Here is a 26,498-nt window from a genome sequence, read left to right as displayed (position 1 = left end):
CGTGTCCAATAAGTCACCAGACTCCATGTCCAATAAGTGACCAGACTCCGCGTCCAAAATGTCCATAGACATAACATTGATCTGCTAGTGCTGTCCAAAGCGGAACTAGCAGATCCGCAGGGTTCCTCTTCCACTCCTGAGCGGGTAAAATTCTGCACCATGACTGACCCGCGCAGTGAAGACCAAAAGGTTGCCGCCGTGAACGCATCCATGGTCATGGCGGGGCAACCCTTATCAGCCGAAGCAGAAGCCGCCGGCCGCAAAATCATCCGCGGTGAGATTTCCGACGACGAGGCGGTGCTGGAGTACCTCGAAAAGAATGGCCTCGGAAATTCATCCCGCGCCACAGAGCTTCGCCGACGAATCGCGGGCGCGGCGTAAATGGCTGAGAAGTCCGGCGCTGCACCGGACAACTATTTCGGCATTGACGATGCCGCCAAATTAGAAGTCGTTGCAGGTGAGTTGGCTGCTCGTCGCCTATTCAAGCTTGAAAGCAGCGAACCCCTAACCGAGTTCACCCGCGAATCACTCCTGCGTACCCACCGCTACCTGATGCAGGACATCTACCCGTGGGCGGGCGAGATCCGCACCGAGGAGGTCGGCGCAATGGGGATTGCGATGTGCCGTGCGCAGTACGTCGACGCCGAGCTTGACCGGGTGATGGGGCGCATCGCGAAGATGTCGCCTTCGTCTTCGGACATTGAGTCTGCGGTCCGGACCGTCGCAGATCACTGGAGCGAGCTGACCATCGTGCATCCGTTCCGCGACGGCAACTCCCGCACTCAGCGATACTTCTTCGATCAGATGCTGCGCGACGCAGGGTGGGCGGTGGACTGGACGCGTATCGACGCCGCCGAGGCGCACGCTGCCCGATACGTCGGCGCCGCAACTGCTGACCCCTCGTTTCTCACGCAGGTCCTGCGTCCCGGCGTGTTCGCCCCGACAGATCTTCCCGACGGCAACGGCTCGCTCTACCAGACGCAAGGCCAAACAGCTGGCGCAGCTGAGGTCTTCCACCGGATGATGGAGTTCCGCCGCGCAAATCCCGGGGCGACGTGGTCTCCCGGTTCCCGCTAACTCGGGCCCGATCGGCGGATCGTCTAGCAGGTCGCCGCCGCTGCTAGACGATCACACTATTAACGACAACTATTTCCAACACCACCTGGGCAAACGCCGCACCGGGTGCGTTATCGTCTAGCGTTCCCCAACGCGTTGCTAGACGATCACGCGGCCCCCTACTCCACCGTGACCGACTTGGCCAGGTTGCGCGGCTGGTCCACGTTCAGGCCGCGGGCCTCCGCCACGGAGCAGGCGAAGATCTGCAGCGGAATGGTGGACAGCAGCGGCTGCATCAGGCCGGCGGACTGCGGGATGCGGATGATGTGGTCGGCGTAGGCCTCCACGTCCGTGTCGCCGTCTTCCGCGATCACGATGGTCACCGCACCGCGGGCGCGGACCTCCTGGATGTTGGAGACGACCTTGGCGTGCAGGTTATTGCGGGAGCGCTTGGACGGCACGATGATGAACACCGGCTGGCCTTCCTCCACCAGCGCGATCGGGCCGTGCTTGAGCTCGCCGGCGGCGAAGCCCTCGGAGTGCAGGTACGCCACCTCCTTGAGCTTCAGCGCGCCTTCGAGGGCGACCGGGAAGCCGACGTGGCGGCCCAAGAACAGCACGGACTTCGCGTCCGACATGTCCTGGCCCAGCTGCTTGACCTGCCCTTCGTTGTCAAGCACCTTCTGGATCTTGTCCGGCATCTCCTGCAGCTCGTCCACGATCTGGCGGATTTCGTCGGCGTACTTGTTGCCGCGCACCTGTGCCAGGTACAGGGCGAGCAGGTAGGCGGCGACGATCTGGGAGATGAACGCCTTCGTCGACGCCACGGCGATCTCGGGGCCGGCGTAGGTGTACAGCGACGCGTCGGCCTCGCGCGGGATGGAGGAACCGACGGTGTTGCAGATGGCGATCACCTTCGCGCCCTGCTCGCGGGCGTGGCGTACGGCCATGAGGGTGTCCATGGTTTCGCCGGACTGGGAGACCGCGACGACGAGGGTGCGTTCGTTGACAATCGGGTCGCGGTAGCGGAACTCGTGGGCGAGCTCCACCTCCGTCGGAATGCGGCACCAGTGCTCGATGGCGTATCGCGCCACCTGGCCTGCGTAGGAGGCGGTGCCGCAGGCGACGATGATGATTTTGTTGATGGAGCGCAGCACGGATTCGTCGATACGCAGCTCGTCCAAGATGAGCTTGCCGTGTTCGTCGAAACGCCCGTAGAGGGTGTCGCGGACTGCGGAGGGCTGGTCGTGGATCTCCTTCTCCATGAAGGAGTTGAAGCCGCCCTTCTCCGCGGCGGTGACGTCCCATTCCACGGTGAACGGCTTGGCTTCGGCGGGGTTGCCGTCGAAGTCGCAGACCTCGTAGCCGTCGGCGGTGAGGGTGACAATCTGGCCGTTATCCATCTCCACGGCGTCGCGGGTGAATTCGATGAAGCCGGCGACGTCGGAGCTGAGGAAGTTCTCACCCTCACCCACGCCGATGACCAGCGGGGAGTTCCAGCGTGCGGCGACGATGCGGTCCGGGTGGTCCGCGTGGATCGCCAGCAGGGTGAACGCACCTTCAAGGCGCTGCGCGGTCAGCTGCATTGCGCGGGTGAGGTCGCCACCTGCTTCCTTGTCGTAGATGTCCAGCAGCAGGGTGCCCGCAACCTCAGTGTCGGTTTCGGAGATGAAGCGGTAGCCCTTATCGACGAGCTCCGCCTTCAACCCCGAAAAGTTCTCGATAATGCCGTTGTGGACCACAGCCATACGGCCGTCGCCGACCACGTGCGGGTGGGCGTTGGCGTCGGTCGGGCCGCCGTGGGTTGCCCAGCGGGTGTGCCCGATACCAAGCTTCGAAGACGCAATGGGGTTATCGGCAATTTCGGCTTCGAGGTCAGCGACCTTGCCGGCTTTCTTACGGCACTCGATGACGCCGTTGTTGGCCACAGCAACACCTGCGGAATCGTATCCGCGGTATTCGAGGCGGCGAAGTCCCTCGACAATGACATTTTTCGCGTCGCGCTCGGCGGTGCCGGCGCCTACGTATCCAACGATTCCACACATGGGAAAAAATCGTACTCCTGTTTAGGGGGCTGTAAAAAGTGGAAAACCCCGCCCTCAGGGGATCAACACACGAAAATACCCGCCCAACACGGGGGTTGGGCGGGTACGTGCCGTCGAGAAGCTAGATGCTCTTAGCGAGCCTTCTCGATGATGTCGACGAGACGGAAGTGCTTGTCCTTGGACAGCGGACGCGTCTCCTCGATGACAACGAGGTCACCGACACCAGCGGTGTTCTCCTCGTCGTGTGCCTTCACACGCTTGGTGGTACGCACGATCTTGCCGTACAGGGCGTGGGACTTGCGGTCCTCAACCTCGACGACGATCGTCTTGTCCATCTTGTCGGACACGACGTAGCCACGACGACGCTTCTGCACTGCCTTGACCTGGGTGTTCTCAGTCACGTTTGCCTCACTCATGGTTATGCCTCAGCTCCCGTGGACTCGGGGACGACGGACAGGCCAAGCTCGCGCTCGCGCAGCACCGTGTAGATGCGAGCAATGTCGCGCTTCACGGTGGAGATGCGGCGGTTGTTGGTGAGCTGGCCGGTAGCGAGCTGGAAGCGCAGGTTGAACAGCTCTTCCTTCGCCTCGGTCAGGCGGGTGCGCAGCTCGTCGTCGCTCAGCTCACGGAACTCAGATGCGGGGGTACCGGTTGCCATTAGAACTGGTCCTCCTTCTTGATCACGCGGACCTTGCAAGGAAGCTTCGCGCCAGCGCGGCGCAGAGCCTCAATTGCAGTTTCCTCGTTCGGGTAGGACATTTCGAAAAGGATGCGGCCAGGCTTGACGTTGGCCACCCACTTCTCCACCGGGCCCTTACCGGAACCCATACGCACGCCGAGCGGCTTCTGGGTCAGCGGACGGTCCGGGAAGATGTTGATCCACACCTTGCCACCACGCTTGACGTGGCGGTTGATGGCGATACGTGCGGACTCGATCTGGCGGTTGGTGATGTACGCCGGCTCGAGTGCCTGCAGGCCGTAGTCGCCGAAGGTGATGGTGTTGCCGCCCTTGGACACACCCGAACGGTTCGGGCGGTGCTGACGGCGGTACTTCACGCGCTTAGGGATGAGCATGAATTAGCCCTCCTTCTTCTGCTCTGCACGCTGGCGACGCTGGCCGCCGCGGCGCGGGCGACGGTCGCCACGGCCACCGCGCTCGTTCTTCGGAGCGTTGAGCTCGGACTCGCGGACACCGCCCACGACGTCGCCCTTGTAGATCCACACCTTGACGCCGATGACGCCGAAGGTGGTGTGTGCTTCTGCCGTGCCGTAGTCGATCTCCGCACGCAGGGTGTGCAGCGGAACGCGACCCTCGTGGTAACGCTCGACACGGGACATTTCCGCGCCGCCGAGACGGCCGGACGTCATAACCTTGATGCCCTTGACCTGCGGGTTGCGCATCGCGGACTGGATGGCCTTACGCATGGCGCGACGGAACGCGACACGGTTGACCAGCTGCTCAGCGATGGACTGTGCAACCAGGGTTGCGTCGGCATCGATGTTCTTGACCTCGATGATGTTCAGCGCGACCATCTTGCCGGTGAGCTTCTCCAGCTCGCGGCGGATGCGGTCGGCCTCGGCGCCGCGGCGGCCGATGACGATGCCCGGACGAGCGGTGTGGATGTCCACACGCACGCGATCGCGGGTGCGCTCGATGACGATGTCGGAGATGCCGGCGCGCTCGAGGTTCTTCTCAAGCCACTCGCGGACCTTGATGTCCTCCGCAACGTAGTCGGCGTAGTTCTTGTCGGCGTACCAGTGGGACTTCCAGTCGGAAGTGATACCCAGGCGCAGGCCGTGCGGGTGAATCTTCTGGCCCATTACTTGGCCCCTTCCTTGGACTCGACAACAACGGTGATGTGGGAGGTGCGCTTCCGGATCTGGAAGGCGCGGCCCTGAGCGCGCGGCTGGTAGCGGCGCATGGTCGGACCCTCGTTTGCGTAGCACTCGGAGATGACGAGCGTGCGCGGGTCCAGGCCGAAGTTGTTCTCAGCGTTGGCAGCTGCGGAGGCGACAACCTTCGCAACGTCCTTGGCAGCACCCTGCGGTGCGTACTTCAGGATCGCGAGGGCCTCGGCAACGTCCTTACCGCGGACGAGTGCCAGCACGCGGCGGGCCTTCATCGGCGAGACGCGGACAAACTTGGCCGTCGCGGATGCAGTGGTGATGGTGTCAGCCATTGCTTATCGACGTCCCTTCTGTTCCTTGACGTGACCCTTGAAGGTCTTGGTCGGTGCAAACTCGCCGAGCTTGTGGCCGACCATGGACTCGTCGACGAACACCGGCACGTGCTTGCGGCCGTCGTGGACGGCGAAGGTGTGACCGATGAAATCGGGGAGAATGGTCGAACGGCGCGACCAGGTCTTGATGACCTGCTTGGTGCCAGCCTCGTTCTGAGCGTCCACCTTGTTGAGGAGGTGCTCATCGACGAACGGGCCTTTCTTCAGGCTACGTGGCATGTCTGTTTACCTCCTCTTAGCGCTTCTTCGAGCGGCGGCGCCGCACGATCATGTTGTTGGAATAACGGTTCGGGTTGCGGGTGCGGCCTTCCTTCTGGCCCCACGGAGACACCGGGTGACGGCCACCCGAGGTCTTGCCCTCGCCACCACCGTGCGGGTGGTCGACCGGGTTCATGACCACACCACGCACGGTCGGGCGCCAGCCCTTCCAGCGCATACGGCCGGCCTTGCCCCAGCGGATGTTGATCTGGTCGGCGTTGCCGACCTCACCGATGGTGGCGCGGCAGCGGATGTCCACGCGGCGGATCTCGGAAGACGGCATACGCAGGACTGCGTAGTTGCCTTCCTTACCCAGCAGCTGGATGGAAGCGCCTGCAGAGCGGGCGAGCTTCGCGCCAGCGCCCGGCTTGAGCTCCACAGCGTGGATGGTCGTACCGGTCGGGATGTTGCGCAGCGGCAGGTTGTTGCCGACCTTGATGTCGGCGTTCGGACCAGCCTCGACGACCGTGCCCTGGGTCAGGCCCTTCGGCGCGATGATGTAGCGCTTCTCGCCGTCGAAGTAGTGCAGCAGCGCAATGTTTGCGGTGCGGTTCGGGTCGTACTCGATGTGAGCGACCTTGGCCAGCACGCCGTCCTTGTCGGAGCGGCGGAAGTCGATCACGCGGTAGCGACGCTTGTGGCCGCCGCCGCGGTGACGGGTGGTGATGTGGCCGTGGGTGTTACGGCCGCCCTTCTTCGGGAGCGGGCGCAGCAGCGACTTTTCCGGGGTCGAGCGAGTGATCTCGTCGAACGCGGAAACGGAGCTGGCACGGCGACCCGGAGTTGTCGGCTTGTACTTACGAATAGCCATAATGGTTCCTTTTCTATCGTCCTCTTCGCTGTGCGATAGCCGTTAGGCCGTCGCACCTCCGAAGATGTCGATGGAGTCGCTGCCCTCGCGGAGCGTGACGTAGGCGCGCTTGGTGTCCTTGCGCTGGCCGTAGCCGGTGCGGGAGCGCTTGCGCTTGCCCTCGCGGTTAGCGGTGTTCACCGAAGCGACGTCGACGCCGAAGATCTGCTCCACGGCAATCTTGATCTGGGTCTTGTTGGCCGACGGAGCGACGAAGAACGTGTAGGTGTTCTGCTCCATCAGGCCGTAGCTCTTCTCAGAGAGCACGGGCGCGATGATGATGTCGCGCGGGTTCGCGATCTTAGCCATTTACTTCTCCTCCTCCGCAGCGGCGGTAGCGAGCTCCTTGCCGCGGTTGACGAAGGTGTGCAGCGCCTCGACCGAGAACACAACGTCGTCAGCGTTGAGCACGTCGTATGCGTTCAGCTGGGTCGGCTCAATGACGTGGACGCCCGGCAGGTTCCTTGCGGAAAGACGGGAGTTCTGGTCATCACGGCCGATCACCAGCAGAACCGACTTGCGGTCCGTGAGGCGCTCGATGAAAGCGCGGGCGGACTTGGTCGACGGGGTCTGGCCCGGAACCAGGTCCTCCACGATGTGGATGCGCTCGTTCTGTGCGCGGTTGGTCAAAGCGCCGGCGAGGGCAGCCTTGATCATCTTCTTGGGGGTGCGCTGCGCGTAGGAACGCGGCTGCGGGCCGTGAACGGTGCCGCCGCCGGTGTAGTGCGGAGCACGGATGGAGCCCTGGCGAGCGCGGCCGGTGCCCTTCTGGCGGAACGGCTTCTTGCCGCCGCCGGAGACCATGCCGCGAGTCTTCGTCGCGTGGGTGCCCTGGCGTGCGGCAGCAAGCTGTGCGTTCACAACCTGGTGCATCAGCGCCACGGATGCCTCGCGGTCGAAGAACTCGGCCGGGAGATCGACAGAGCCCTTGGTGGCTCCGTCAGCGGTGTGGACGTCAAGCGTCAGGTTCGTCATGCGTGAGCACCGCCCTTCACTGCGGTCTTGACGGTAACAACGGAACCCTTTGCGCCCGGGATGGCGCCCTTGATCAGGATGAGGTTGTTGTCGCCGTCGATGCGTTGGATCTTCAGGTTCTGGGTGGTAACGCGGTTACCGCCCATGCGGCCTGCCATGCGGGTGCCCTTGAACACGCGGCCCGGGGTTGCGCAGGCGCCGATGGAGCCCACGCGGCGGTGCGCAGCCTGGTTACCGTGTGCGGCACCCTGGCCGGCGAAGCCGTGGCGCTTCATTGCGCCGGCGTAGCCGTGGCCCTTGGTGGTGCCGGCGACGTCCACGTAGGTGTCGCCCTCGAAGATGGTTGCGTTGAATTCCTGGCCGAGTTCGTAGCCCGAGGTGTCATCCATGCGGATCTCGGTGACGAAACGGCGCGGGTTCACGCCGGCCTTCTTGAAGTGGCCGGCCTGCGGCTTCTTTGCCTTACGGGGATCGATGTCACCGTAGGCGATCTGGATGGCGGAGTAGCCATCGGTCTCAGGGGTACGGATCTGGGTGACAACGCACGGCCCAGCTTCGACGACGGTAACCGGGATAACACGGTTGTCTTCGTCGAAGATCTGGGTCATGCCGAGCTTCTTGCCCAGAATGCCCTTGATCTGGTTCTCAGACATGTTGTTAGTTCTCCACTACTTACGTTGGGGATTGCTCTACTGGATGTTCACGTCGACGCTTGCCGGCAGGTCGATGCGCATGAGCGCGTCCACCGTCTTGGGCGTCGGGTCGAGAATGTCGATGAGGCGCTTGTGAGTGCGCATCTCAAAGTGCTCGCGAGAATCCTTGTACTTGTGGGGAGAACGAATAACGGCGTACACGTTCTTCTGGGTGGGCAACGGCACCGGGCCAACGACGCGGGCACCCGTGCGGGTGACCGTCTCAACGATCTTCTTCGCGGATGCATCGATCGCCTCGTGGTCGTAAGCCTTGAGCCTGATGCGGATCTTCTGTCCCGCCACGCTTACCTCTTCCTCGCATCCCCACGTTCACCCTTCTCTCTCCCGCTCGTTTCGAACGGAGTGAGAAACGGGCGAAGCGGTGGGGTTTGTAGCTTCTAGTTTCTCTATAACGTTGTCCGGGCTGGGCCCTTGGCTCAACGCCAGTGTCGTTTCTGACTGCCATGACACGTCCGGAAGGTGACCGAGCAAATTCATGCTGTTTCAGTGCTTCCGCCGAGGCGTGCCCGTCTATAAGCACATGCCTGGGTGTCAGACTCGGAAGGGCGCGTGACCCTTGCGTACTGCCGCTGTGAATTTGCCATGGCCCTTCTCCGGTTCTTCCGGTTGGAAGGTGTCATGTTTGCCTGGCCATCGGTCGGTGCAACCCGGCCCATGTCAAGGCAACCCGGGTATTAAAACACAAGCTTGCAGGAAGCACAAGCCCGCTTATGGACGAACCTTCGGCCACTCCCGGAATATTTCAACTTGGTATCACCTTCCCGGCAGCCCAGCTCCGGCAGAAATATGTGTGTACCCTTTATTCGCAGACCGTACGCCTTGTTTCGAGGCACACGGATTCACAGTATTTACAGATTGAAAGGACCGTCATGGCCGACAAGAACGTCAACGAGACCTCTGCAAACACCCCGAACACCGCCGCAGCAAAGACCGGCGCGAACACCCCAGCCTCCTCCTCCACCGCCGTGGAGCCGGAGCAGGTTCGCCCGCGCAACGAAAACCTGGAGACCGAGCACGGCTCCACCGTCATCGACGACAACGTTGTGGGCAAAATCGCAGGCATCGCTGCCCGTGAGGTCTCCGGCGTGAACAACCTCGGCGGCGGCGCTGCCCGCATGTGGGGCGCTGTGCGCGAGTCCCTGACCTCCTCCACCAACGTCCAGCAGGGCGTCAACGTAGCGGTCGAGGACGGCCACGCTTCCGTCGCAGTCGCCATCATCGCCGAGTACGGCGTTGCCATCCACGAGCTGGCCAACGCGATCCGCGAGAACGTCACCGTCGCAATCACCCGCATGACCGGCCTGATCGTGGACCGCGTGGACGTCACCGTGCACGACGTGCACCTGCCGGAGCAGGAGGGCGCCGAGCAGTACGAGGAGACCAACTCCAACGCGAACTACCAGGCCGTCAACCAGCCGATCAACCAGTAAGCCATGGCGTACACCCCCGTTAGCCGCGAGGTTGCGGAGGGCGTCCGCGATGCCGCCATCGCCGTCGACGGGGTCGCCGCTTTGCACGGCGGCCGCGTCGGCGAGATTGCGACCTACCTGCCCAACACCCGCATCGAAGGCCTGAAGGCTGCTTCGCGCGACGGTCGAACTGGATTTGAAGTCCACTTCGTCTTCGACGTCGCGTCCGGCCGCAAGGTGCAGGACGTGGCCGAGGATGTCCGCGCGGCTGTGCTCGGCGCATCCGATGCGGAGTTCGTGGACGTTGTCGCAGGCGACGCACGGTAGCGCTGCCCGCCCCAACCTCATAACCCGAAACGTGGTTTTATTATGAATCTTTTTGCTAACAAGGCGCTGACCGGCATCCTCATCGGTGTCGTGATCGCCTTCTTTGTCACCTTCGGCGGTTGGCCGGGCCTGCTCTGGCTGCTGCTGTTCACCATCATCGGCGGGGTTGTCGGGGCCCAGCTCGACGGCCGTCTGGACCTGTCCGCGGCCCTGAGTAACGGCACCGGCAGAGGCCGAAGCTAATGGACAACTCCTTCTACCACGTCAGTGAGCGCACCATCGAGCGCGTCGCTGAAGTGGCAGCCGCGGCGGTTCCGGGTTGCCGGACTATCGACGCAAAGCTGGCCGGCCTGGCGGGACGAAGCTTCCCGCGAATCAACGCCCGGCTGGACCAGGCGACGGGCACAGTGGCGGTAGACACCGAAATCGCCACCTCCTACCCCGCGCCGGTCGCTGCCATCACCGACGCTGTGCGCGCGACGATCATCGCGCACATTCGCACGCTGGTGGGCCTGGATGTCTCCCGCGTGAAAGTCACCGTGGCCAATGTGGAAACTCTCCCCGACACCGGCCGCGTGACCTGGGACCAGGTGGCGGAGCACGAAGCCTTCGTGATCCCGACCCCCATCGAGGTCTCCCCAACCCACGTGGAACACCCCGTGACCAAACCGCTCGAGCAACTCGCACCGATCAAGGCGCATTCGCTCGTCGAGGACATGCGGGACGTGGTTGTCCCCGCCCCCATCGAGGTGGAACACCCCGAACAGCCGGCACCCGTGCGCGCAGCAAGCGTCGAGACCCCGGAGCCGGTACGCACGTTCTCCCCGCAAGTGCCGGAGCCGCAGCGCCTCGCTGCCATCCACACCTCTCCGACCGAGGCGCGTGTGCCGTTCCCGCCGGAGCCGGTGCGCCCGTGGGCGCCGCGGGTGAACGGGGTTATCCCCCGCCACCCGCAGCTGCCCCCGCTGCAGCCGCTCAAGCCTGTGGACGTCAAGCGCTTCGCGCAACCCCGCGACGTGCATATGCCGAGCCGCGCACCGTTGAAGCAGATCACGGTGAACCGTCCGCCGCTCAAGCCGATCGTGGTGGAGCGGGTGGCACGGACGCCAATCGCTTCCGCGCCTGCGCCGCAGCCGGTGATAGTGCCCACGGCGCCAGCGCCGAAGCCGCTTAAGCAGATCACGATTGAACCGGTGGTGAAGTACTATGACCGCTCCCGCTAACACTGCCCCCGCGAACGAAGGGTCCACGAACTCAGCCGTCGGCCCACACCCGGGTGACGAGCCGCTGGGCAACCCGGCCTCGCGTTGGCTCGCTGTGCTAATCAGCCTGCTGCTGCTCACGCTGGCTGGCGTGGCGGCGCGCGACCTGTGGTACCACTTCTACGGCGATGAAGCACCGTCGGAATCCTGGCTCGGCCGCACCTGGGACTTCCTTGGCTCATTCGAAGCGGATGTCACCGCGGTTGTCGTGGGCATCCTCCTCGTGCTGCTGGGGCTGATCCTGCTGTTCTTCACGTTCAAGCCGCGCCCGCACGGGCACGTACGTGTGAACTCGCCGGCGTCCATCTGGACCCGCCCCGTGGACATCGCCCGCAAGACAACTTTCACCGTCCGCGGCGACCTCGGCGGCGAGCAGGTGAGCACGAAGGCGAACCGCAAATCCGTGAAGGTGCAGGTGGTCGACGACGGCTCGGACCCGGCAGCACAGGAACGCATCACGCGTGCGCTGAATGACGAATTCCGGGTGCTGAAGGCACCGCCGGCAGTGTCTGTGAAACTGCTCCCCAGCCCAGCGACGCAGCAAGTGGCCGCACAGCGTGCGAACGTGCCGCAGCAACCCGAATCCGCCCCCGTCTCGACGACCCCGGAGGTGACGCGATGACTAAGACACTCAGCTTCTTCAACCGCCTGGCAGTCTTCCTGCTCGGCCTGCTGCTGATTCTCGCGGGCCTCTTCCCCATCGCCGAATACTGGCAGATTCCCTATCTCGTCGACGCGGCCGACTTTCTCGACCGCACCCGACTGATCGATCTGGCCTACCAGGATTACTACATCACCGCTCTGATCATCGGCGCTATCGTCGCGGCGATCCTGGGCCTGTGGATCCTGCTGGCGAACATCCGCTCCCGCGCGTTCTCTAACCGCGGCATTCTGCCAGCCGACCCAGAGCACGGTGAGACCGTCATCAACGTCCAGCGCGTCTCTGAGGCGGCCTGCTCCTCGTTGGAGCACGCCAACGAGATCCGCCGCGCCTCGTCCAAGGTAGCGATGGTAGGACAGCGCCCGACCGCGACGTTCACCGTGTTCGCCAACCCGGAATACCCGCTCGAAGACGCCATCCGTGTCATTGAGGCCGCGGACCAGGACTTCCGCATGGCCAACCACACCATGGAGATTGACACGGTGTGGAAGCTCCATCTGGACCGGATTACCGCCTAGCGTTCCAGCTCCAGCACGAGCTTCACCAGCCCCAGCGTGAGCGGCTTCCCGCCGCCCGCCGGGGCTATTTCCATCTCTGCCCCCGGCTCGCAGCGCAGAATCTCGCTCCACGCGACACGTTCGCTGACCACAGCGCGCCGCTCCACACGCCAAATCCGGATGCGCTGCCCCACCACGGCACGCGCGTTGTCGTCGAACTGCACCAGCCAACGCCTGTTCCCCACGTCGCTGCGCGCCATGCGTATCGACGCCTCCGGTGCCCCCTCCATCCGCGTCACCAACGACACGACCCCCAGGCGGTGCTCCGCACCTTCGCCGTCCCGGATCACCAAAGGCAGTCCGGGCCCCGCCTTGCGCATCCCGGCCATCCGCCACACGGCCGGCATGCGCTCCGGATCCGCGCCGCTGCGCACCACCACGTACCCATCCGTGATCGTGACATGGTGGGGTGGGTTGATGGTGGTGATGGTGTGGGGGCCGGAGGTGGCGTCGATAAGCGAGGGATGCTCGCGCTCAATCGCCCCGAGCAGCTCGACCGCTTCGTCGTCGGTGGTGCCCCAGTCTAAACCGTTGTTCTGCAGGATTCCGACAAGTTGAGCGAGCGTGAGGTCCGGCTGGCCCTCCCAGGCGCGCTGCAGCGCTTCGGTCAGTCGTGGAATTCGGGTGGGGTCGTACACAACGATGAGCCTAACGCATGCGAAAAGCCGCCCTCCCCAGCGGGGAAGGCGGCTTTTACGTCAGCTGGTTACACCAGGACTGGAATTAGTCCAGGATCTTGGTGACGCGGCCAGCGCCGACGGTGCGGGAGCCCTCGCGGATAGCGAAGCGCAGGCCCTCGTCCATGGCGACCGGCTGGATCAGCTCGACGGACATGTCAACGTTGTCGCCCGGCATGACCATCTCGGTGCCCTCCGGCAGCTTCACAACACCGGTCACGTCGGTGGTGCGGAAGTAGAACTGCGGACGGTAGTTGTCGAAGAACGGGGTGTGGCGGCCGCCCTCGTCCTTGGACAGGACGTAGACGGAACCCTCGAACTTGGTGTGCGGGGTGTAAGCGCCCGGAGCGATGACGACCTGGCCACGCTCGACATCCTCGCGCTTCAGACCGCGGAGCAGCAGAGCTGCGTTGTCGCCAGCCTCAGCGGTGTCGAGAAGCTTGTTGAACATCTCGATGGAGGTGACGGTGGTCTTGGTGGCCTTGTCGCGGATACCGATGATCTCGACCTCGTCGTTGAGGTTGAGCACGCCACGCTCCACACGACCGGTAACCACGGTGCCGCGGCCGGAAATGGTGAAGATGTCCTCGACCGGCATCAGGAACGGCTTGTCGGTCTCGCGCTCCGGATCCGGGATGGAGTCGTCGCAGGCCTGCATGAGGTCAACGACGGACTGAACCCACTTCTCGTCGCCCTCAAGAGCCTTCAGAGCGGAGATGTGAACGATCGGAGCTTCCTCGTCGTACTCCTGCTCAGCCAGAAGCTCGCGGACCTCCATCTCGACGAGCTCGATGATCTCCTCGTCGTCAACCATGTCGCACTTGTTCAGCGCAACGAGGATGTACGGAACGCCAACCTGGCGAGCCAGCAGCACGTGCTCGCGGGTCTGCGGCATCGGGCCGTCGGTAGCAGCAACCACGAGGATTGCGCCGTCCATCTGAGCAGCGCCGGTAATCATGTTCTTGATGTAGTCGGCGTGGCCCGGGGCGTCCACGTGAGCGTAGTGGCGCTTCGGGGTGTTGTACTCCACGTGGGAGATGTTGATGGTGATGCCGCGCTCGCGCTCCTCCGGAGCCTTATCGATCATCGCGTAGTCGAAGGCCTTGTTCTCCTCCGGGTACTGGTCAGCCAGCACCTTGGTGATAGCGGCGGTAGTGGTGGTCTTGCCGTGGTCGACGTGACCGATGGTACCGATGTTCACGTGCGGCTTAGAGCGCTCGAACTTTTCCTTAGACAAGGTGTGTCCTCCTGGACTTCAGGTGGCTACGGTCTTCGCAACCACGTCGATTTACATACGCCCCGGCCCGCGCCCAGCGCAGGGCACGGATACGGGAGCCATTTCACAATGTGCCAGTTACAAGATCCTAGGTATTCAGCGACCGTTTTTCAAACCGGCCTTGCCGTTTCCCCCGGATCGACCTAGAGGGTAACGGACGGCTCAGACACCGCCCTGTTCTTGGGCGATACCTCAGCGCGGCCGCTGCCCTCCGGTCTCCCACCTCCGCGGGGTTGGCCCGCACCGCTGGCACGTGGTGCGGCCCCTTGGAGAAGGGAGGGCGGCGACTAATTAGTTGCCGTTGCGCTCGTCGATGATCTCCTGCGCCACGGACTGCGGAACCTCAGCGTAGGAGTCGAACACCATGGTGAAGTTCGCGCGGCCGGCGGTGGAGGAACGCAGGTCGCCGATGTAGCCGAACATCTCGGACAGCGGTACCTTCGCACGCACAACCTTCGCGCCGGAGCGGTCCTCCATTGCGTAGACCTGGCCACGGCGAGAGCTGATGTCACCGTTGACGGTGCCCATGTACTCCTCCGGGGTCACAACCTCGACGGCCATGACCGGCTCGAGCAGAACCGGCTTCGCCTTGGCGACAGCTTCCTTCAGCACCTGGGAACCAGCGAGCTTGAACGCCATCTCAGAGGAGTCGACGTCGTGGTACGCGCCGTCCTCGAGGGTGGCCTTGATGTTCACCAGCGGGTAGCCGGCGAGGTAGCCGTACTGCATAGCGTCCTGGATACCGGCGTCTACAGACGGGATGTACTCCTTCGGCACGCGGCCACCGGTGACGGCGTTTTCGAACTTGTAGGAAGCGGACTCGCCCTCTTCCAGCTCCTCCGGGTCCGGGGAGTACGGCTCGATGGTGACGATGACCTTCGCAAACTGGCCGGAACCACCGGTCTGCTTCTTGTGGGTGTAGTCCAGGGACTCGACCTTCTTGCGGATGGTCTCGCGGTATGCAACCTGCGGGGAGCCGATGTTTGCCTCGACCTTAAACTCGCGCTTCATGCGGTCCACCAGCACGTCGAGGTGCAGCTCGCCCATGCCGCCGATGACGGTCTGGCCGGTCTCCTCGTCCAGCTGGACGGTGAAGGTCGGGTCCTCCTCGGCGAGCTTCTGAATAGCGGTGCCCAGCTTCTCCTGGTCAGCCTTGGTCTTCGGCTCGATAGCCACCTGAATCACCGGATCCGGGAAGTCCATGGACTCCAGGATGATCGGGTGGTCCGGGTTGCACAGGGTGTCGCCCGTGGTGGTCTCCTTCAGACCGATGAACGCGTAGATGTTGCCGGCGTCAGCGTGATCGACCGGGTTCTCCTTGTTCGCGTGCATCTGGAAGAGCTTGCCCACGCGTTCCTTCTTGGACTTCGTGGAGTTGAGCATCTGCTCGCCCGGGATGGCCTGGCCGGAGTAGACGCGCACGTAGGTGAGCTTGCCGAAGAACGGGTGCACGGCAATCTTGAACGCCAGAGCGGAGAACGGCTCCTCGACGGACGGCTTACGGGTCAGGTCCTCTTCACCGTCGACGGAGGTGCCGTGGACCTCGCCGATGTCCAGCGGGCTCGGCAGGAAGTCAACAACAGCGTCCAGGATCGGCTCAACACCCTTGTTGCGGTATGCGGTACCGCAGTACACCGGGTAGACCTCGGAGTTGACGGTCAGCTTACGGATAGCGCCCTTGATCTCCTCGAGCGTGAGCTCCTCGCCGCCGAAGTACTTCTCCATGAGTTCCTCGTCGGACTCAGCGACGGTCTCGAGCAGCTTCTCGCGGTACTCCTCAGCGAGCTCCTTGAGGTCCTCCGGGATTTCCTCGATCTGCGGCGGGGTGCCGGTCTCGACCTTGCCCGGCCACAGCAGAGCCTTCATCTGAAGCAGGTCGACAACGCCGTCGAAGTTGTCCTCGGCGCCGATCGGGATCTGCATAACCAACGGCTTCGCACCGAGGCGGTCGACGATGGTGCCGACGGTGTAGAAGAAGTCAGCGCCCAGCTTGTCCATCTTGTTGACGAAGCAGATACGCGGAACGTCGTACTTGGCCGCCTGACGCCACACCTGCTCGGACTGCGGCTCCACGCCCTCCTTGCCGTCGAACACGGCAACAGCGCCGTCGAGCACGCGCAGGGAACGCTCCACCTCAACGGTGAAGTCCACGTGACCCGGGGTGTCGATGATGTTGATCTGGTTGTTGTTCCAGAAGCAGGTCACGGCAGCGGACGTAATGGTGATGCCGCGCTCCTTCTCCTGCTCCATCCAGTCAGTGGTAGCGCCACCATCGTGGGTCTCGCCGACCTTGCGGTTCAGGCCGGTGTAGAAGAGGATGCGCTCGGTGGTAGTGGTCTTACCAGCATCGATGTGGGCCATGATGCCGATGTTGCGGACCTTGTTCAGATCCTTAAGCACTTCTTGTGCCACGTTGTTACCCCAACTTTGAAGTCGTCGACGCCTTGTGGCGCCGTTGTCGGTCAGTTGTCCTTTGTCAATTCTGCCACTTATTCACTGAAGCGGCAGCGTGAGGTTCGACTCAGCTGGAAAAACCCGGAAACGCACCAGCTCGCTTCCCTGTGAAGCGGGTATGCAGTTTCCGGGTGTCCATACTTCGCCTTGCTCCAGCGATTACCAGCGGTAGTGGGCGAAGGCGCGGTTGGCCTCGGCCATCTTGTGGGTGTCCTCGCGGCGCTTCACGGAGGCGCCAAGACCGTTGGAAGCATCCAGGATCTCGTTGGCGAGGCGCTCCATCATGGAGTTCTCGCGACGCTGGCGGGTGAAGGTGACCAGCCAACGCAGGGCGAGGGTGGTGGAACGGGCCGGCTTGACGTCCACCGGCACCTGGTAGGTCGCGCCACCGACACGGCGGGAGCGAACCTCGAGGTCCGGACGGATGTTGCCGATTGCCTTCTCCAGGGTGCCAACCGGGTCGGTGCCGGTCTTCTCACGGCACTGCTCGAGAGCGCCGTAGACGATGCGCTCTGCGGTGGACTTCTTGCCGTCCCGCAGGATCTTGTTCACGAGCATGGTGACCAGCTCGGAGTTGTAAACCGGATCCTTGACTACGGGACGCTTCGGTGCTTGCTGCTTACGCATTGTTTACTGTCCCTTCTTCGCGCCGTAACGGGAGCGAGCCTGCTTGCGGTCCTTCACACCCTGGGTATCCAGAGCGCCGCGGACGATCTTGTAGCGCACACCCGGCAGGTCCTTCACACGACCGCCGCGCACGAGCACCATGGAGTGCTCCTGCAGGTTGTGGCCCTCACCCGGGATGTATGCGGAAACCTCGATGCCGGAGGTCAGGCGCACACGGGCGACCTTACGCAGGGCAGAGTTCGGCTTCTTCGGAGTGGTGGTGTACACGCGGGTGCACACGCCGCGGCGCTGCGGGGAACCCTTCAGCGCAGCGGTAGCCACCTTGGTGGACTTATCGTGGCGGCCCTTGCGGACCAGCTGCTGAATAGTAGGCATTCACGCTCTTTCTGTTAGCGCTTCCCGCCCACACCCGGCCATACATGCAAAAATAGGGGCTCTTCTTCGGGGCCCTGCCGATTGCATGAACTACCGTGTGAACGAGTCGCATGGAGTTCGAGTACTTCGCGCCGCATGATACGGGCGAAACCTCGCTAAAGGTACACCGAAGGAGCGTCGCAAAGCAAACTGCGTGCCGACGAACCTCCGGCGCCGCCCGTTTTCCACTACTGTCCAAGTCATGAACAGCTCTACCCCGCCCCGCAAACGCGCCTCCGACGCAGAGCGCGACACTGCCGCCAAACACCTCCAAGAAGCCTTCGCCGACGGACAGCTCTCCATGTCTGAGTTCGACGACCGCTCCCGAGCGCTCTACGCAGCAACCTACGCCGACGAGCTGCCCGCCTTAGTGGCGGACCTCTCCCCCGTAAAGCGCCCGGACCGGAAGGATCCCCCACCCCACGCGTTGGTGACAGGCGAAAGCGGCGGTTCCGCATTCTCGCTGTGCATCATGGGCGGCACCGAACGCACCGGCCAGTGGCTCGTGGCGCCCACGCACACCTCCATCACCCTGATGGGCGGCAACGCACTCGATCTGCGCGAGGCCCGGCTCGCGTCGCGCGAAACCACGATCTACGCGATTTCGATCATGGGCGGCATCGACATCGTCGTACCCGAGGACGTCCGCGTCATCGATGACGGCGTGGGCATCATGGGCGGCTTCGGGATGGAGGACCACCCGTCGTGCACCGTCTCCGTCGCGCAGCTGCCTGCCGACGCACCCGTGATCCGCGTCCGCGGCCTCGCCCTCATGGGTGGCGTAGGGATCACCCGGGCGGCCCGCGGGGCCCGGGTGCGGTAGAGCGGGGCGTTGAAAAGCAAAACGCCCGGCTCCCCTTTTTGCGGGGAAGCCGGGCGTTTTGTACGCAGACCTAGCTAAAAGCCAGAGTGCTGGGCCTTGCGTTTACAGCTCCTCGAAGCCGAACTCGTCCATCGGGACGGAGGCGCCGGTGAACTCGCCGTAGCCCTCGTCGCCGTAGATGGAGTCTCCGAACGTCGGGATCGAGTACGCCGCGGAGCGTGCCGCCTCGGTCGGCTTGACCTGGATGTTGCGGTAGCGGGAAATACCCGTACCGGCCGGGATCAGCTTGCCGATGATCACGTTCTCCTTCAGGCCGATCAGCTTGTCGGAGCGCTTGTTGATCGCGGCGTCCGTGAGCACGCGGGTGGTCTCCTGGAAGGAGGCCGCCGACAGCCAGGACTCCGTGGCCAGCGAGGCCTTGGTGATGCCCATGATCTCGGAGCGCATCTCCGCCGGCTCGCCGCCGTCCGCCACAGCTGCGGCGTTGACCTGGCGTGCCTCGGACAGATCCACCAGAGTACCCGGCAGGAACTCGGTGGAACCCGAGTCGATGACGGTGCCGCGACGCAGCATCTGGCGGATGATGATCTCGATGTGCTTGTCGTGGATGGACACACCCTGGGTGCGGTACACAGCCTGGACCTCGTCGATCAAGTGCTTCTCCACGCCACGGCGGCCGAGGACCTCGAGCACGTCGTGCGGGTCGGCAGCGCCGCGGAGCAGACGCTCGCCCACCTCGACGTGATCGCCCTCGCGCAGGCCGCGCTCGATCATGGCGTCCGGGTTGGACTCCATCGGGCGGCGCACCTGGGCCAGACCCTGGCGCTTGGACAGCTTCTCGTAGACCACCACGTCGGAGCCGTCGTCCGGGTGGATGGTCAGGGTCCAGAAGTTGCCCTCGTCCTCGAGCGAGATGGTGCCGGCAACGGACGCGATCGGGGCGCGGTTCTTCGGCACGCGGGCCTCGAACAGCTCCTGCACACGCGGCAGACCGCCCGTAATATCGCCGCCGACGCCGCCCTGGTGGAAGGTACGCATGGTCAGCTGCGTACCCGGCTCACCAATGGACTGCGCGGCCACGATGCCGACTGCCTCGCCGATGTCGACGAGCTGGCCGGACGCCATGGACTTGCCGTAGCACTTGGCGCAGACACCGGTCGGGGTCTGGCAGGTCAGCACGGAGCGGACCTTGACTTCGGTGACACCGGCTGCCACGAGCTCGTCGATACGCTCCTCGGTCAGCTCGGTGCCTGCCTCGGCGATGACCTTGTCGTCGGAGTCCTTGACATCGGCCGACAGGACACGGCCGGACACGGAGGTCTCGACCAGGTCGTGGCGCACGAAGGAGTCGCCGGACTCAACCGCGACCGGCACCTTGACGCCCTGGCGGGTGCCGCAGTCCTCTTCGCGGACGATGACGTCCTGCGCCACGTCCACCAGACGACGGGTGAGGTAGCCGGAGTCCGCGGTACGAAGCGCGGTATCGGCCAGGCCCTTACGGGAACCGTGGGAGTTGTTGAAGTACTCCATCACGGACAGGCCCTCGCGGAAGGAGGTCTTGATCGGGCGGGTGATGTACTCGCCGCGCGAGTTCACGACCATGCCCTTCATGCCGGCCAGGGTCCAGATCTGGCGCATGTTACCGGCAGCACCGGACTTCACGATCATCGGAATCGGGTTGTGGTCCGGGTACAGGTCCTCCACGGCCTGACCCACCTTGTTGGTGGCGTCCTGCCACAGCTCGACCAGGCGGTCGTAGCGGTTCTCCTCGGTCAGCGCACCCTTCTCCCAGAACTTGCGCTCGATGGCCTCGGCTTCCTTCTCGTACTGCTCGAGGACCTCGGTCTTGTTCGGGAGGATGAGCACGTCGGCCATGGAGATGGTGATGCCGGAACGCGTGGCCCAGTAGAAGCCGGCGTCCTTCATCTTGTCCAGCACCTGCGCGACGGTGATCATCGGGTACTTCTCAACCATGGACTGGATGATGTCGCCCAGCAGCAGCTTGCCGCCGCCACCGCCCTTACGGACCATGGCGCCTTCCTGGTACGGGAAGTTGAACGGCAGCAGCTCGTTGAAAAGGATGCGGCCGAGCGTGGTGTCCGTCATCCAGGCCTGGCCCTTATCCCAGCCGTCCGGGAACTGCTCGGCCTCGATCTCCGGGGTCGGACGCAGGTGGTCGATACGCACCTTGATCGGAGCCTGCAGGCCCAGCACGCCCAGGTCGTAGGCCATGATGGCCTCGCGGTAGGACGAGTAGACGCCGCGGGCCGGGCCGTTGTCGTCGGCAGGCGCGTACGCGCCCTCGCCGCCGATCTCCTGCGGGCCCTTCTCCATGGTCAGGAAGTACAGGCCGGTGACCATGTCCAGGCGCGGCATCGCCAGCGGCTTGCCGGACGCCGGGGACAGGATGTTGTTGGACGACAGCATGAGCACGCGGGCCTCGGCCTGCGCCTCGGCGGACAGCGGCAGGTGGACTGCCATCTGGTCGCCGTCGAAGTCGGCGTTGAACGCCTCACAGGCCAGCGGGTGCAGCTGGATGGCCTTACCCTCGACCAGCTTCGGCTCGAACGCCTGGATACCCAGGCGGTGCAGCGTCGGTGCGCGGTTGAGCAGCACCGGGTGCTCCGAAATCGCCTCTTCGAGGACGTCCCACACCTCGGGGCGCTGGCGCTCCACCATGCGCTTGGCGGACTTGATGTTCTGCGCGTAGTCGTTGTCCACCAGGCGCTTCATCACGAACGGCTTGAACAGCTCGAGCGCCATACGCTTCGGCAGACCGCACTCGTGCAGCTTCAGCTGCGGGCCGACAATAATCACGGAACGGCCGGAGTAGTCCACACGCTTACCCAGCAGGTTCTGGCGGAAGCGGCCCTGCTTGCCCTTGAGCAGGTCGGACAGGGACTTCAGCGGGCGGGTGCCCGGGCCGGTGACCGGACGGCCGCGGCGGCCGTTGTCGAACAGGGCGTCAACGGACTCCTGCAGCATGCGCTTCTCGTTGTTCACGATGATCTCGGGCGCACCCAGGTCGATCATGCGCTTCAAACGGTTGTTCCGGTTGATCACGCGACGGTACAGGTCGTTCAGGTCGGAGGTGGCGAAGCGGCCACCGTCGAGCTGGACCATCGGGCGCAGCTCCGGCGGGATCACCGGGATCGCGTCCAGGATCATGCCGGCCGGGTCGTTGCCGGAGCGCTGGAACGCAGCGACGACGCGCAGGCGCTTCAGCGCGCGGACCTTCTTCTGGCCCTTGCCCTCGGCGATGATGCCGCGCAGCTCCTCGGCCTCAGCCTCGAGGTCGAAGTTGCGGATCAGGGTCTGGATCGCCTCCGCGCCCATGCCGCCGGTGAAGTAGTCCTCGTAGCGGTCCACGAGCTCCTCGTAGAGGTTTTCGTCGATGATCATCTGCTTCGGCGCGAGCTTCTGGAAGGTGGTCCAGATCTCGTCCAGGCGCTCGACCTCGCGCTCGCCGGCCTCGCGCATGTGCTGCATTTCCTTGTCCGCAGCGTTCTGCACCTTCTTGCGAGCAGCCGCGGTTGCGCCGGAAGCCTCGAGCTCAGCGAGGTCCTCCTCCAGCTTCTGCGCGCGGTCCGCGATCTCGGAGTTGGTGTCGTCCTCGACATCCTTCTTCTCCATCAACATCTCCGCCTCGAGGGTGGACATGTCGTTGTGGCGCGCCTCCTCGTCAACGGAGGTGACGATGTTCGCCGCGAAGTAGATGATGCGCTCGAGGTCCTTCGGCGCCAGGTCCAGCAGGTAGCCCAGGCGGGACGGAACGCCCTTGAAGTACCAGATGTGGGTCACCGGAGCAGCGAGCTCGATGTGGCCCATGCGCTCGCGGCGCACCTTGGACTTGGTCACCTCAACGCCGCAGCGCTCACAGATGATGCCCTTGTAGCGGACGCGCTTGTACTTGCCGCAGGCGCACTCCCAGTCGCGGGTCGGGCCGAAGATGCGCTCGCAGAACAGGCCGTCCTTCTCTGGCTTGAGCGTGCGGTAGTTAATGGTTTCGGGCTTCTTCACCTCGCCGTGGGACCAACGGCGGATGTCGTCGGCGGTGGCCAGGCCGATGCGAAGCTCGTCGAAGAGGTTTACGTCAAACACGTAAAAGTTCCTTTTCTTCTAGATGTGTGCTGTTCGTTCGTCGTGCCGTCGAAAAGCAATTGCTTTACGACGGCTACCTGGCGCTTAGGCGGTATCCGCCGCTGCACCCTCGTCACGGGAAAGGTTGATGCCAAGCGAGGAGCCGGCCTGATCGAACTCGTCGTCGTCGCCGTCGAGCTCCATCGGGGTGCCGTCGGTGGAAAGAACCTCCACGTTCAGGCACAGGGACTGCAGCTCCTTGAGCAGCACCTTGAAGGACTCCGGAATGCCCGGATCCGGGATGTTGTCGCCCTTCACAATGGCCTCGTAGACCTTCACGCGACCCACCACGTCATCGGACTTGATGGTCAAAAGCTCCTGCAGGGTGTAGGCGGCGCCGTACGCCTGCATCGCCCACACCTCCATCTCGCCGAAGCGCTGGCCGCCGAACTGGGCCTTACCGCCCAGCGGCTGCTGCGTAATCATGGAGTACGGGCCGGTGGAACGGGCGTGAATCTTCTCGTCCACCAGGTGGTGCAGCTTGAGCATGTACATGTAGCCGACCGAAATCGGGTACTTGTACGGCTCGCCGGAACGGCCGTCGAACAGGGTGGTCTTGCCCTCGCCGTCGACCATGACGTCGCCGTCGCGGTTCGGCTTGGAGTTTGCGAGCAGACCAGCGATCTCGTCGTTGGTCGCGCCGTCGAACACCGGGGTTGCGGTGAGCGAATCGGCCGGCACGTCGTAGAGGTGCTCCGGCAAGGTCTCGAGCAGCTTGGCGTTTGCCGGGTCATCCGGGTTGACAGTCCAGCCGGCCTTGGCCAGCCAGCCCAGGTGAATCTCCAGGACCTGGCCGATGTTCATACGACGCGGCACACCGTGGGTGTTCAGGATGATGTCCACCGGGGTGCCGTCAGCCATGAACGGCATGTCCTCCTGCGGCAGGATCTTGCCCACGACACCCTTGTTGCCGTGGCGGCCGGCCATCTTGTCGCCGTCCTGGATCTTGCGCTTCTGAGCCACGTACACGCGGATCATCTCGTTGACGCCCGGGGACAGATCGTCGTCGTCCTCGCGGGAGAAGCGGCGCACAGCAATGACCTTGCCCTGCTCGCCGTGCGGCACCTTCAGGGAGGTGTCGCGGACCTCGCGGGCCTTCTCACCGAAGATGGCGCGCAGCAGGCGCTCCTCCGGGGTCAGCTCGGTCTCGCCCTTCGGGGTGACCTTGCCCACGAGGATGTCGCCGTCGCGCACGTCCGCGCCGATGCGGATGATGCCGCGCTCGTCGAGGTCCTTGAGCACGTCTTCGGAGACGTTCGGGATCTCGCGGGTGATCTCCTCGGCACCGAGCTTGGTGTCGCGGGCGTCGATCTCGTGCTCCTCAATGTGCACGGAGGTGAGGATGTCCTCCTCCACCACGCGCTGGTTGAGGATGATGGCGTCCTCGTAGTTGTGGCCTTCCCACGGCATGAACGCAACCAGCAGGTTGCGGCCGAGCGCCATCTCGCCGTCCTTGGTGCCCGGGCCGTCAGCGATGACCTGGCCGGCCTCGACCCGGTCGCCCGCGGAGACAATCGGGGTCTGGTTGTAGCAGGTGCCCTGGTTGGTGCGCTCGAAGGTGCGCAGCATGTAGGTGTCGCGGCCGCCCTCATCGTCCATGACGGTGATGAAGTCGCCGGTGACGTTCTCGATCACGCCGGCCTTCTTGGAGATGACGGTGTCGCCCGCGTCGTACGCGGCGCGCTGCTCCATACCGGTGGCAACGTATGCGGACTCGGCGCGCAGCAGCGGCACGGCCTGCTTCTGCATGTTGGCGCCCATCAGCGCACGGTTCGCGTCGTCGTGCTCCAGGAACGGAATCATCGCGGTAGCGACGGAAACCATCTGGCGCGGGGAGATGTCCAGGTAGTCAACGCCCTGCGGGCCGACAACACCGATGTCGCCGTCCTTGAGACGGACCTCGATGCGCTCGCCGGTGAGGTTGTTGTCCTTGTCCATCGGGGTCGCGGCCTCGGCGATGGCGTAGCGGTCTTCCTCGTCGGCGGTGAGGTAGTCGATCTGGCCCGTGAGTTTGCCGTCGTTGACCTTCTGGTACGGCGTCTCAATGAAGCCGAAGGCGTTGACACGCGCGTAGGTGGACAGCGCGCCGATCAGGCCAATGTTCGGGCCTTCCGGGGTCTCAATCGGGCACATGCGGCCGTAGTGCGACGGGTGCACGTCTCGCACCTCGATGCCGGCGCGCTCACGGGACAGACCACCCGGGCCAAGCGCGGACAGGCGGCGCTTGTGGGTCAGGCCGGACAGGGAGTTGTTCTGGTCCATGAACTGCGACAGCTGCGAGGTACCGAAGAACTCGCGGATCGCAGCGGAGACCGGGCGCACGTTGATCAGGGACGTCGGGGTGATGGACTCCGCGTCCTGGGTGGTCATGCGCTCGCGCACGACGCGCTCCATGCGGGACAGGCCGACGCGGACCTGATTCTGGATCAGCTCGCCCACGGTGCGCAGGCGGCGGTTGCCAAAGTGGTCGATGTCGTCGGTGTTGATCGGGATGATCTCGCCGACCGGGGAGGTCATCTCGGACTCGCCGGCGTGCAGGCGCACGAGGTACTCGAGCGTGGTGGCGATGTCCTCTTCGGTCAGCGTCATCAGACCGTCGTGGTCGCCGCCGAGGCCGAGCTTGCGGTTGACCTTGTAGCGGCCCACGCGGGCGAGGTCGTAGCGCTTGGCCTTGAAGAAGGAGTTCTCCAGCAGGGACTGCGCAAGGTCGCGCGTCGGCTGCTCGCCCGGGCGCTGCTTGCGGTAGATCTCCAGCAGCGCCTCGTCGGTGTTAGACACACCGTCGTTTTCCAGGGTGGACATCATGATCTCGGAGAAGCCGAAGCGCTCCGTGATCTGCTCGGTGGTCCAGCCAAGCGCCTTCAGCAGCACGGTGACCGGCTGGCGACGCTTACGGTCAATACGCACACCGACGGTGTCGCGCTTGTCCACATCGAACTCCAGCCACGCGCCGCGCGACGGGATGACCTTCACGGAGTGCAGCGGGCGCTCCGTGGACTTGTCAATGGTCTCGTCGAAGTACACGCCCGGGGAGCGCACCAGCTGCGAGACGACGACACGCTCGGTGCCGTTGACGATGAAGGTGCCCTTGTCCGTCATCAGCGGGAAGTCGCCGATGAACACGGTCTGGGACTTGATCTCCTGCGTGTCGTTGTTAATGAACTCCGCGGTCACGTACAACGGCGCGGAGTAGTTGATGTCCTTGTCCTTGCACTCGTCAATCGTGTACTTCACGTCTTCGAAGCGCGGCTCGGACAGCGTCAGGCTCATATTGCCGGAGTAGTCCTCGATCGGGGAGATCTCGTCGAGGATGTCCTCCAGGCCGGACGTGATGCGTGCATCGTCGCCGCGGTTGGCCTGCTCGCGCTCGCGCCACTCTTGCGTGCCGACGAGCCACGCAAACGATTCGAGCTGCACATCAAGAAGCCCCGGGACGGTGATCGGCTCATTAATCTTCGCGAACGAGTAACGTTCGGGAGCCCCGGGGGTTTCAGCCATGTTCATGGTCTGGTCTGAGACTGCCAAGTTGGGTCCTTCCAGCACCTCTGGCGGAGGCTCACCGCACCGCGTCTGGCTTCGCGGCCCAGTGGCGTTTCCGCAGGATAAGTTAGCATTCGGTCTGCTTCGGAAGACCCGCCCCCAGAGACAACAAAATCACCTTGTCAAATCGGGTTTTTCCAATCCCGCTGCACAAGGCTCTCTATGCGTACTGGAGACGGCTTCCAGCGCAAAGA

28 protein-coding genes are annotated in these 26,498 nt (G+C 64.0%); 9 read left to right on the top strand and 19 right to left on the bottom strand.

Features of this window, described 5'->3' with window-relative positions:
- The first annotated feature begins 159 nt into the window (after positions 1–159).
- Both QP996_RS06110 and QP996_RS06105 read left to right on the top strand, forming a co-directional pair.
- Positions 160–381 (top strand): antitoxin VbhA family protein, encoded by a 222-nt coding sequence (locus QP996_RS06110; protein WP_284871718.1) that lies wholly within the window; start codon positions 160–162, stop codon positions 379–381.
- Positions 382–1,077: a Fic/DOC family protein gene (locus QP996_RS06105; RefSeq protein ID WP_284871717.1), complete on the top strand. Its 696-nt coding sequence runs from the start codon at positions 382–384 to the stop codon at positions 1,075–1,077.
- A 158-nt stretch (positions 1,078–1,235) separates the two neighbouring features.
- Here the strand turns inward: QP996_RS06105 and glmS are convergent, their stop codons facing one another.
- The 12 genes from glmS to rpsJ form a co-directional block, all read right to left on the bottom strand.
- Positions 1,236–3,101 carry a glutamine--fructose-6-phosphate transaminase (isomerizing) gene (gene glmS, locus QP996_RS06100; protein WP_284871716.1) on the bottom strand — a complete coding sequence of 622 codons (1,866 nt, stop codon included), beginning with the start codon at positions 3,099–3,101 and terminating at the stop codon, positions 1,236–1,238.
- Positions 3,102–3,232: 131 nt separating this feature from the next.
- The gene (gene rpsQ, locus QP996_RS06095; RefSeq protein ID WP_284871715.1) at positions 3,233–3,517 is read right to left on the bottom strand and encodes a 30S ribosomal protein S17; all 285 of its coding nucleotides are present in this window, start codon (positions 3,515–3,517) and stop codon (positions 3,233–3,235) included.
- Positions 3,518–3,519: 2 nt separating this feature from the next.
- Positions 3,520–3,759 (bottom strand): 50S ribosomal protein L29, encoded by a 240-nt coding sequence (gene rpmC / locus QP996_RS06090; protein WP_070474999.1) that lies wholly within the window; start codon positions 3,757–3,759, stop codon positions 3,520–3,522.
- On the bottom strand, positions 3,759–4,175 hold the full coding sequence (rplP, locus tag QP996_RS06085) for a 50S ribosomal protein L16 (protein WP_034997241.1): 417 nt from the start codon (positions 4,173–4,175) through the stop codon (positions 3,759–3,761). The genes rpmC and rplP overlap by 1 nt, the downstream gene beginning before the upstream one ends.
- Before the next feature lie 3 nt (positions 4,176–4,178).
- Positions 4,179–4,922 (bottom strand): 30S ribosomal protein S3, encoded by a 744-nt coding sequence (gene rpsC / locus QP996_RS06080; protein ID WP_034997239.1) that lies wholly within the window; start codon positions 4,920–4,922, stop codon positions 4,179–4,181.
- Positions 4,922–5,281: a 50S ribosomal protein L22 gene (gene rplV, locus QP996_RS06075; protein ID WP_070475001.1), complete on the bottom strand. Its 360-nt coding sequence runs from the start codon at positions 5,279–5,281 to the stop codon at positions 4,922–4,924. The genes rpsC and rplV overlap by 1 nt, the downstream gene beginning before the upstream one ends.
- A gap of 3 nt (positions 5,282–5,284) precedes the next feature.
- Complete coding sequence (gene rpsS / locus QP996_RS06070; protein WP_018017481.1) at positions 5,285–5,560, bottom strand: 30S ribosomal protein S19; 276 nt, start codon at positions 5,558–5,560, stop codon at positions 5,285–5,287.
- Positions 5,561–5,576: 16 nt separating this feature from the next.
- Positions 5,577–6,410 (bottom strand): 50S ribosomal protein L2, encoded by an 834-nt coding sequence (gene rplB, locus QP996_RS06065; protein WP_070475002.1) that lies wholly within the window; start codon positions 6,408–6,410, stop codon positions 5,577–5,579.
- A 42-nt stretch (positions 6,411–6,452) separates the two neighbouring features.
- Complete coding sequence (rplW, locus tag QP996_RS06060; protein WP_070475003.1) at positions 6,453–6,758, bottom strand: 50S ribosomal protein L23; 306 nt, start codon at positions 6,756–6,758, stop codon at positions 6,453–6,455.
- Positions 6,759–7,424, bottom strand: coding sequence for a 50S ribosomal protein L4 (gene rplD / locus QP996_RS06055; protein WP_070475004.1), 666 nt, complete (start codon positions 7,422–7,424; stop codon positions 6,759–6,761).
- On the bottom strand, positions 7,421–8,077 hold the full coding sequence (gene rplC / locus QP996_RS06050; RefSeq protein WP_070475005.1) for a 50S ribosomal protein L3: 657 nt from the start codon (positions 8,075–8,077) through the stop codon (positions 7,421–7,423). The genes rplD and rplC overlap by 4 nt, the downstream gene beginning before the upstream one ends.
- A gap of 36 nt (positions 8,078–8,113) precedes the next feature.
- A complete protein-coding gene (gene rpsJ, locus QP996_RS06045) occupies positions 8,114–8,419 on the bottom strand; it encodes a 30S ribosomal protein S10 (RefSeq protein WP_034997227.1) in 306 nt (101 codons plus the stop codon).
- A 587-nt stretch (positions 8,420–9,006) separates the two neighbouring features.
- On the opposite strand from rpsJ, the gene QP996_RS06040 reads away from it, so the two are divergent.
- Genes QP996_RS06040 through QP996_RS06015 form a run of 6 tightly spaced genes read left to right on the top strand, consistent with a single transcriptional unit; the run spans position 9,007 to position 12,314 of the window.
- Positions 9,007–9,567: an Asp23/Gls24 family envelope stress response protein gene (locus QP996_RS06040; RefSeq protein WP_284871714.1), complete on the top strand. Its 561-nt coding sequence runs from the start codon at positions 9,007–9,009 to the stop codon at positions 9,565–9,567.
- A gap of 3 nt (positions 9,568–9,570) precedes the next feature.
- Positions 9,571–9,873: a hypothetical protein gene (locus QP996_RS06035; RefSeq protein ID WP_284871713.1), complete on the top strand. Its 303-nt coding sequence runs from the start codon at positions 9,571–9,573 to the stop codon at positions 9,871–9,873.
- A 42-nt stretch (positions 9,874–9,915) separates the two neighbouring features.
- Positions 9,916–10,116, top strand: a complete 201-nt coding sequence (locus QP996_RS06030) for a hypothetical protein (RefSeq protein ID WP_181889789.1) — start codon at positions 9,916–9,918, stop codon at positions 10,114–10,116.
- On the top strand, positions 10,116–11,096 hold the full coding sequence (locus tag QP996_RS06025; protein WP_284871712.1) for an Asp23/Gls24 family envelope stress response protein: 981 nt from the start codon (positions 10,116–10,118) through the stop codon (positions 11,094–11,096). The genes QP996_RS06030 and QP996_RS06025 overlap by 1 nt, the downstream gene beginning before the upstream one ends.
- Entirely contained in the window at positions 11,080–11,757 is a 678-nt protein-coding gene (locus tag QP996_RS06020) for a type 1 periplasmic-binding domain-containing protein (RefSeq protein ID WP_284871711.1), read from the top strand. Before QP996_RS06025 ends, QP996_RS06020 begins: the two co-directional genes overlap by 17 nt.
- On the top strand, positions 11,754–12,314 hold the full coding sequence (locus QP996_RS06015) for a hypothetical protein (RefSeq protein WP_284871710.1): 561 nt from the start codon (positions 11,754–11,756) through the stop codon (positions 12,312–12,314). Before QP996_RS06020 ends, QP996_RS06015 begins: the two co-directional genes overlap by 4 nt.
- On the opposite strand, the gene QP996_RS06010 is transcribed toward QP996_RS06015, so the two are convergent.
- From QP996_RS06010 to rpsL, 5 genes are all read right to left on the bottom strand, one after another.
- Positions 12,311–12,991 (bottom strand): hypothetical protein, encoded by a 681-nt coding sequence (locus tag QP996_RS06010; protein WP_284871709.1) that lies wholly within the window; start codon positions 12,989–12,991, stop codon positions 12,311–12,313. The genes QP996_RS06015 and QP996_RS06010 overlap by 4 nt on opposite strands.
- An 85-nt stretch (positions 12,992–13,076) precedes the next feature.
- Positions 13,077–14,267 carry an elongation factor Tu gene (gene tuf / locus QP996_RS06005; RefSeq protein WP_284871708.1) on the bottom strand — a complete coding sequence of 397 codons (1,191 nt, stop codon included), beginning with the start codon at positions 14,265–14,267 and terminating at the stop codon, positions 13,077–13,079.
- 330 nt (positions 14,268–14,597) lie between these two features.
- Complete coding sequence (fusA, locus tag QP996_RS06000; RefSeq protein ID WP_284871707.1) at positions 14,598–16,718, bottom strand: elongation factor G; 2,121 nt, start codon at positions 16,716–16,718, stop codon at positions 14,598–14,600.
- Positions 16,719–16,919: 201 nt separating this feature from the next.
- Positions 16,920–17,387, bottom strand: coding sequence for a 30S ribosomal protein S7 (gene rpsG / locus QP996_RS05995; RefSeq protein ID WP_070475014.1), 468 nt, complete (start codon positions 17,385–17,387; stop codon positions 16,920–16,922).
- 3 nt (positions 17,388–17,390) lie between these two features.
- A complete protein-coding gene (rpsL, locus tag QP996_RS05990) occupies positions 17,391–17,762 on the bottom strand; it encodes a 30S ribosomal protein S12 (RefSeq protein WP_034997208.1) in 372 nt (123 codons plus the stop codon).
- A 241-nt stretch (positions 17,763–18,003) separates the two neighbouring features.
- Here rpsL and QP996_RS05985 point away from each other — a divergent pair, with 241 nt between their 5' ends.
- Positions 18,004–18,624, top strand: a complete 621-nt coding sequence (locus QP996_RS05985) for a DUF1707 SHOCT-like domain-containing protein (protein WP_284871706.1) — start codon at positions 18,004–18,006, stop codon at positions 18,622–18,624.
- Positions 18,625–18,726: 102 nt separating this feature from the next.
- On the opposite strand, the gene QP996_RS05980 is transcribed toward QP996_RS05985, so the two are convergent.
- Positions 18,727–22,725, bottom strand: coding sequence for a DNA-directed RNA polymerase subunit beta' (locus QP996_RS05980; RefSeq protein WP_284871705.1), 3,999 nt, complete (start codon positions 22,723–22,725; stop codon positions 18,727–18,729).
- 84 nt (positions 22,726–22,809) lie between these two features.
- Complete coding sequence (gene rpoB, locus QP996_RS05975; RefSeq protein ID WP_284871704.1) at positions 22,810–26,307, bottom strand: DNA-directed RNA polymerase subunit beta; 3,498 nt, start codon at positions 26,305–26,307, stop codon at positions 22,810–22,812.
- Positions 26,308–26,498 lie beyond the last annotated feature (191 nt).

The organism is Corynebacterium sp. MSK008 (assembly GCF_030232585.1).
Classification (GTDB): Bacteria; Actinomycetota; Actinomycetes; order Mycobacteriales; family Mycobacteriaceae; genus Corynebacterium.
The sequence above is the reverse complement of the archived record's forward strand: the minus strand, read 5'-3'. Positions and strand labels throughout refer to the sequence as shown.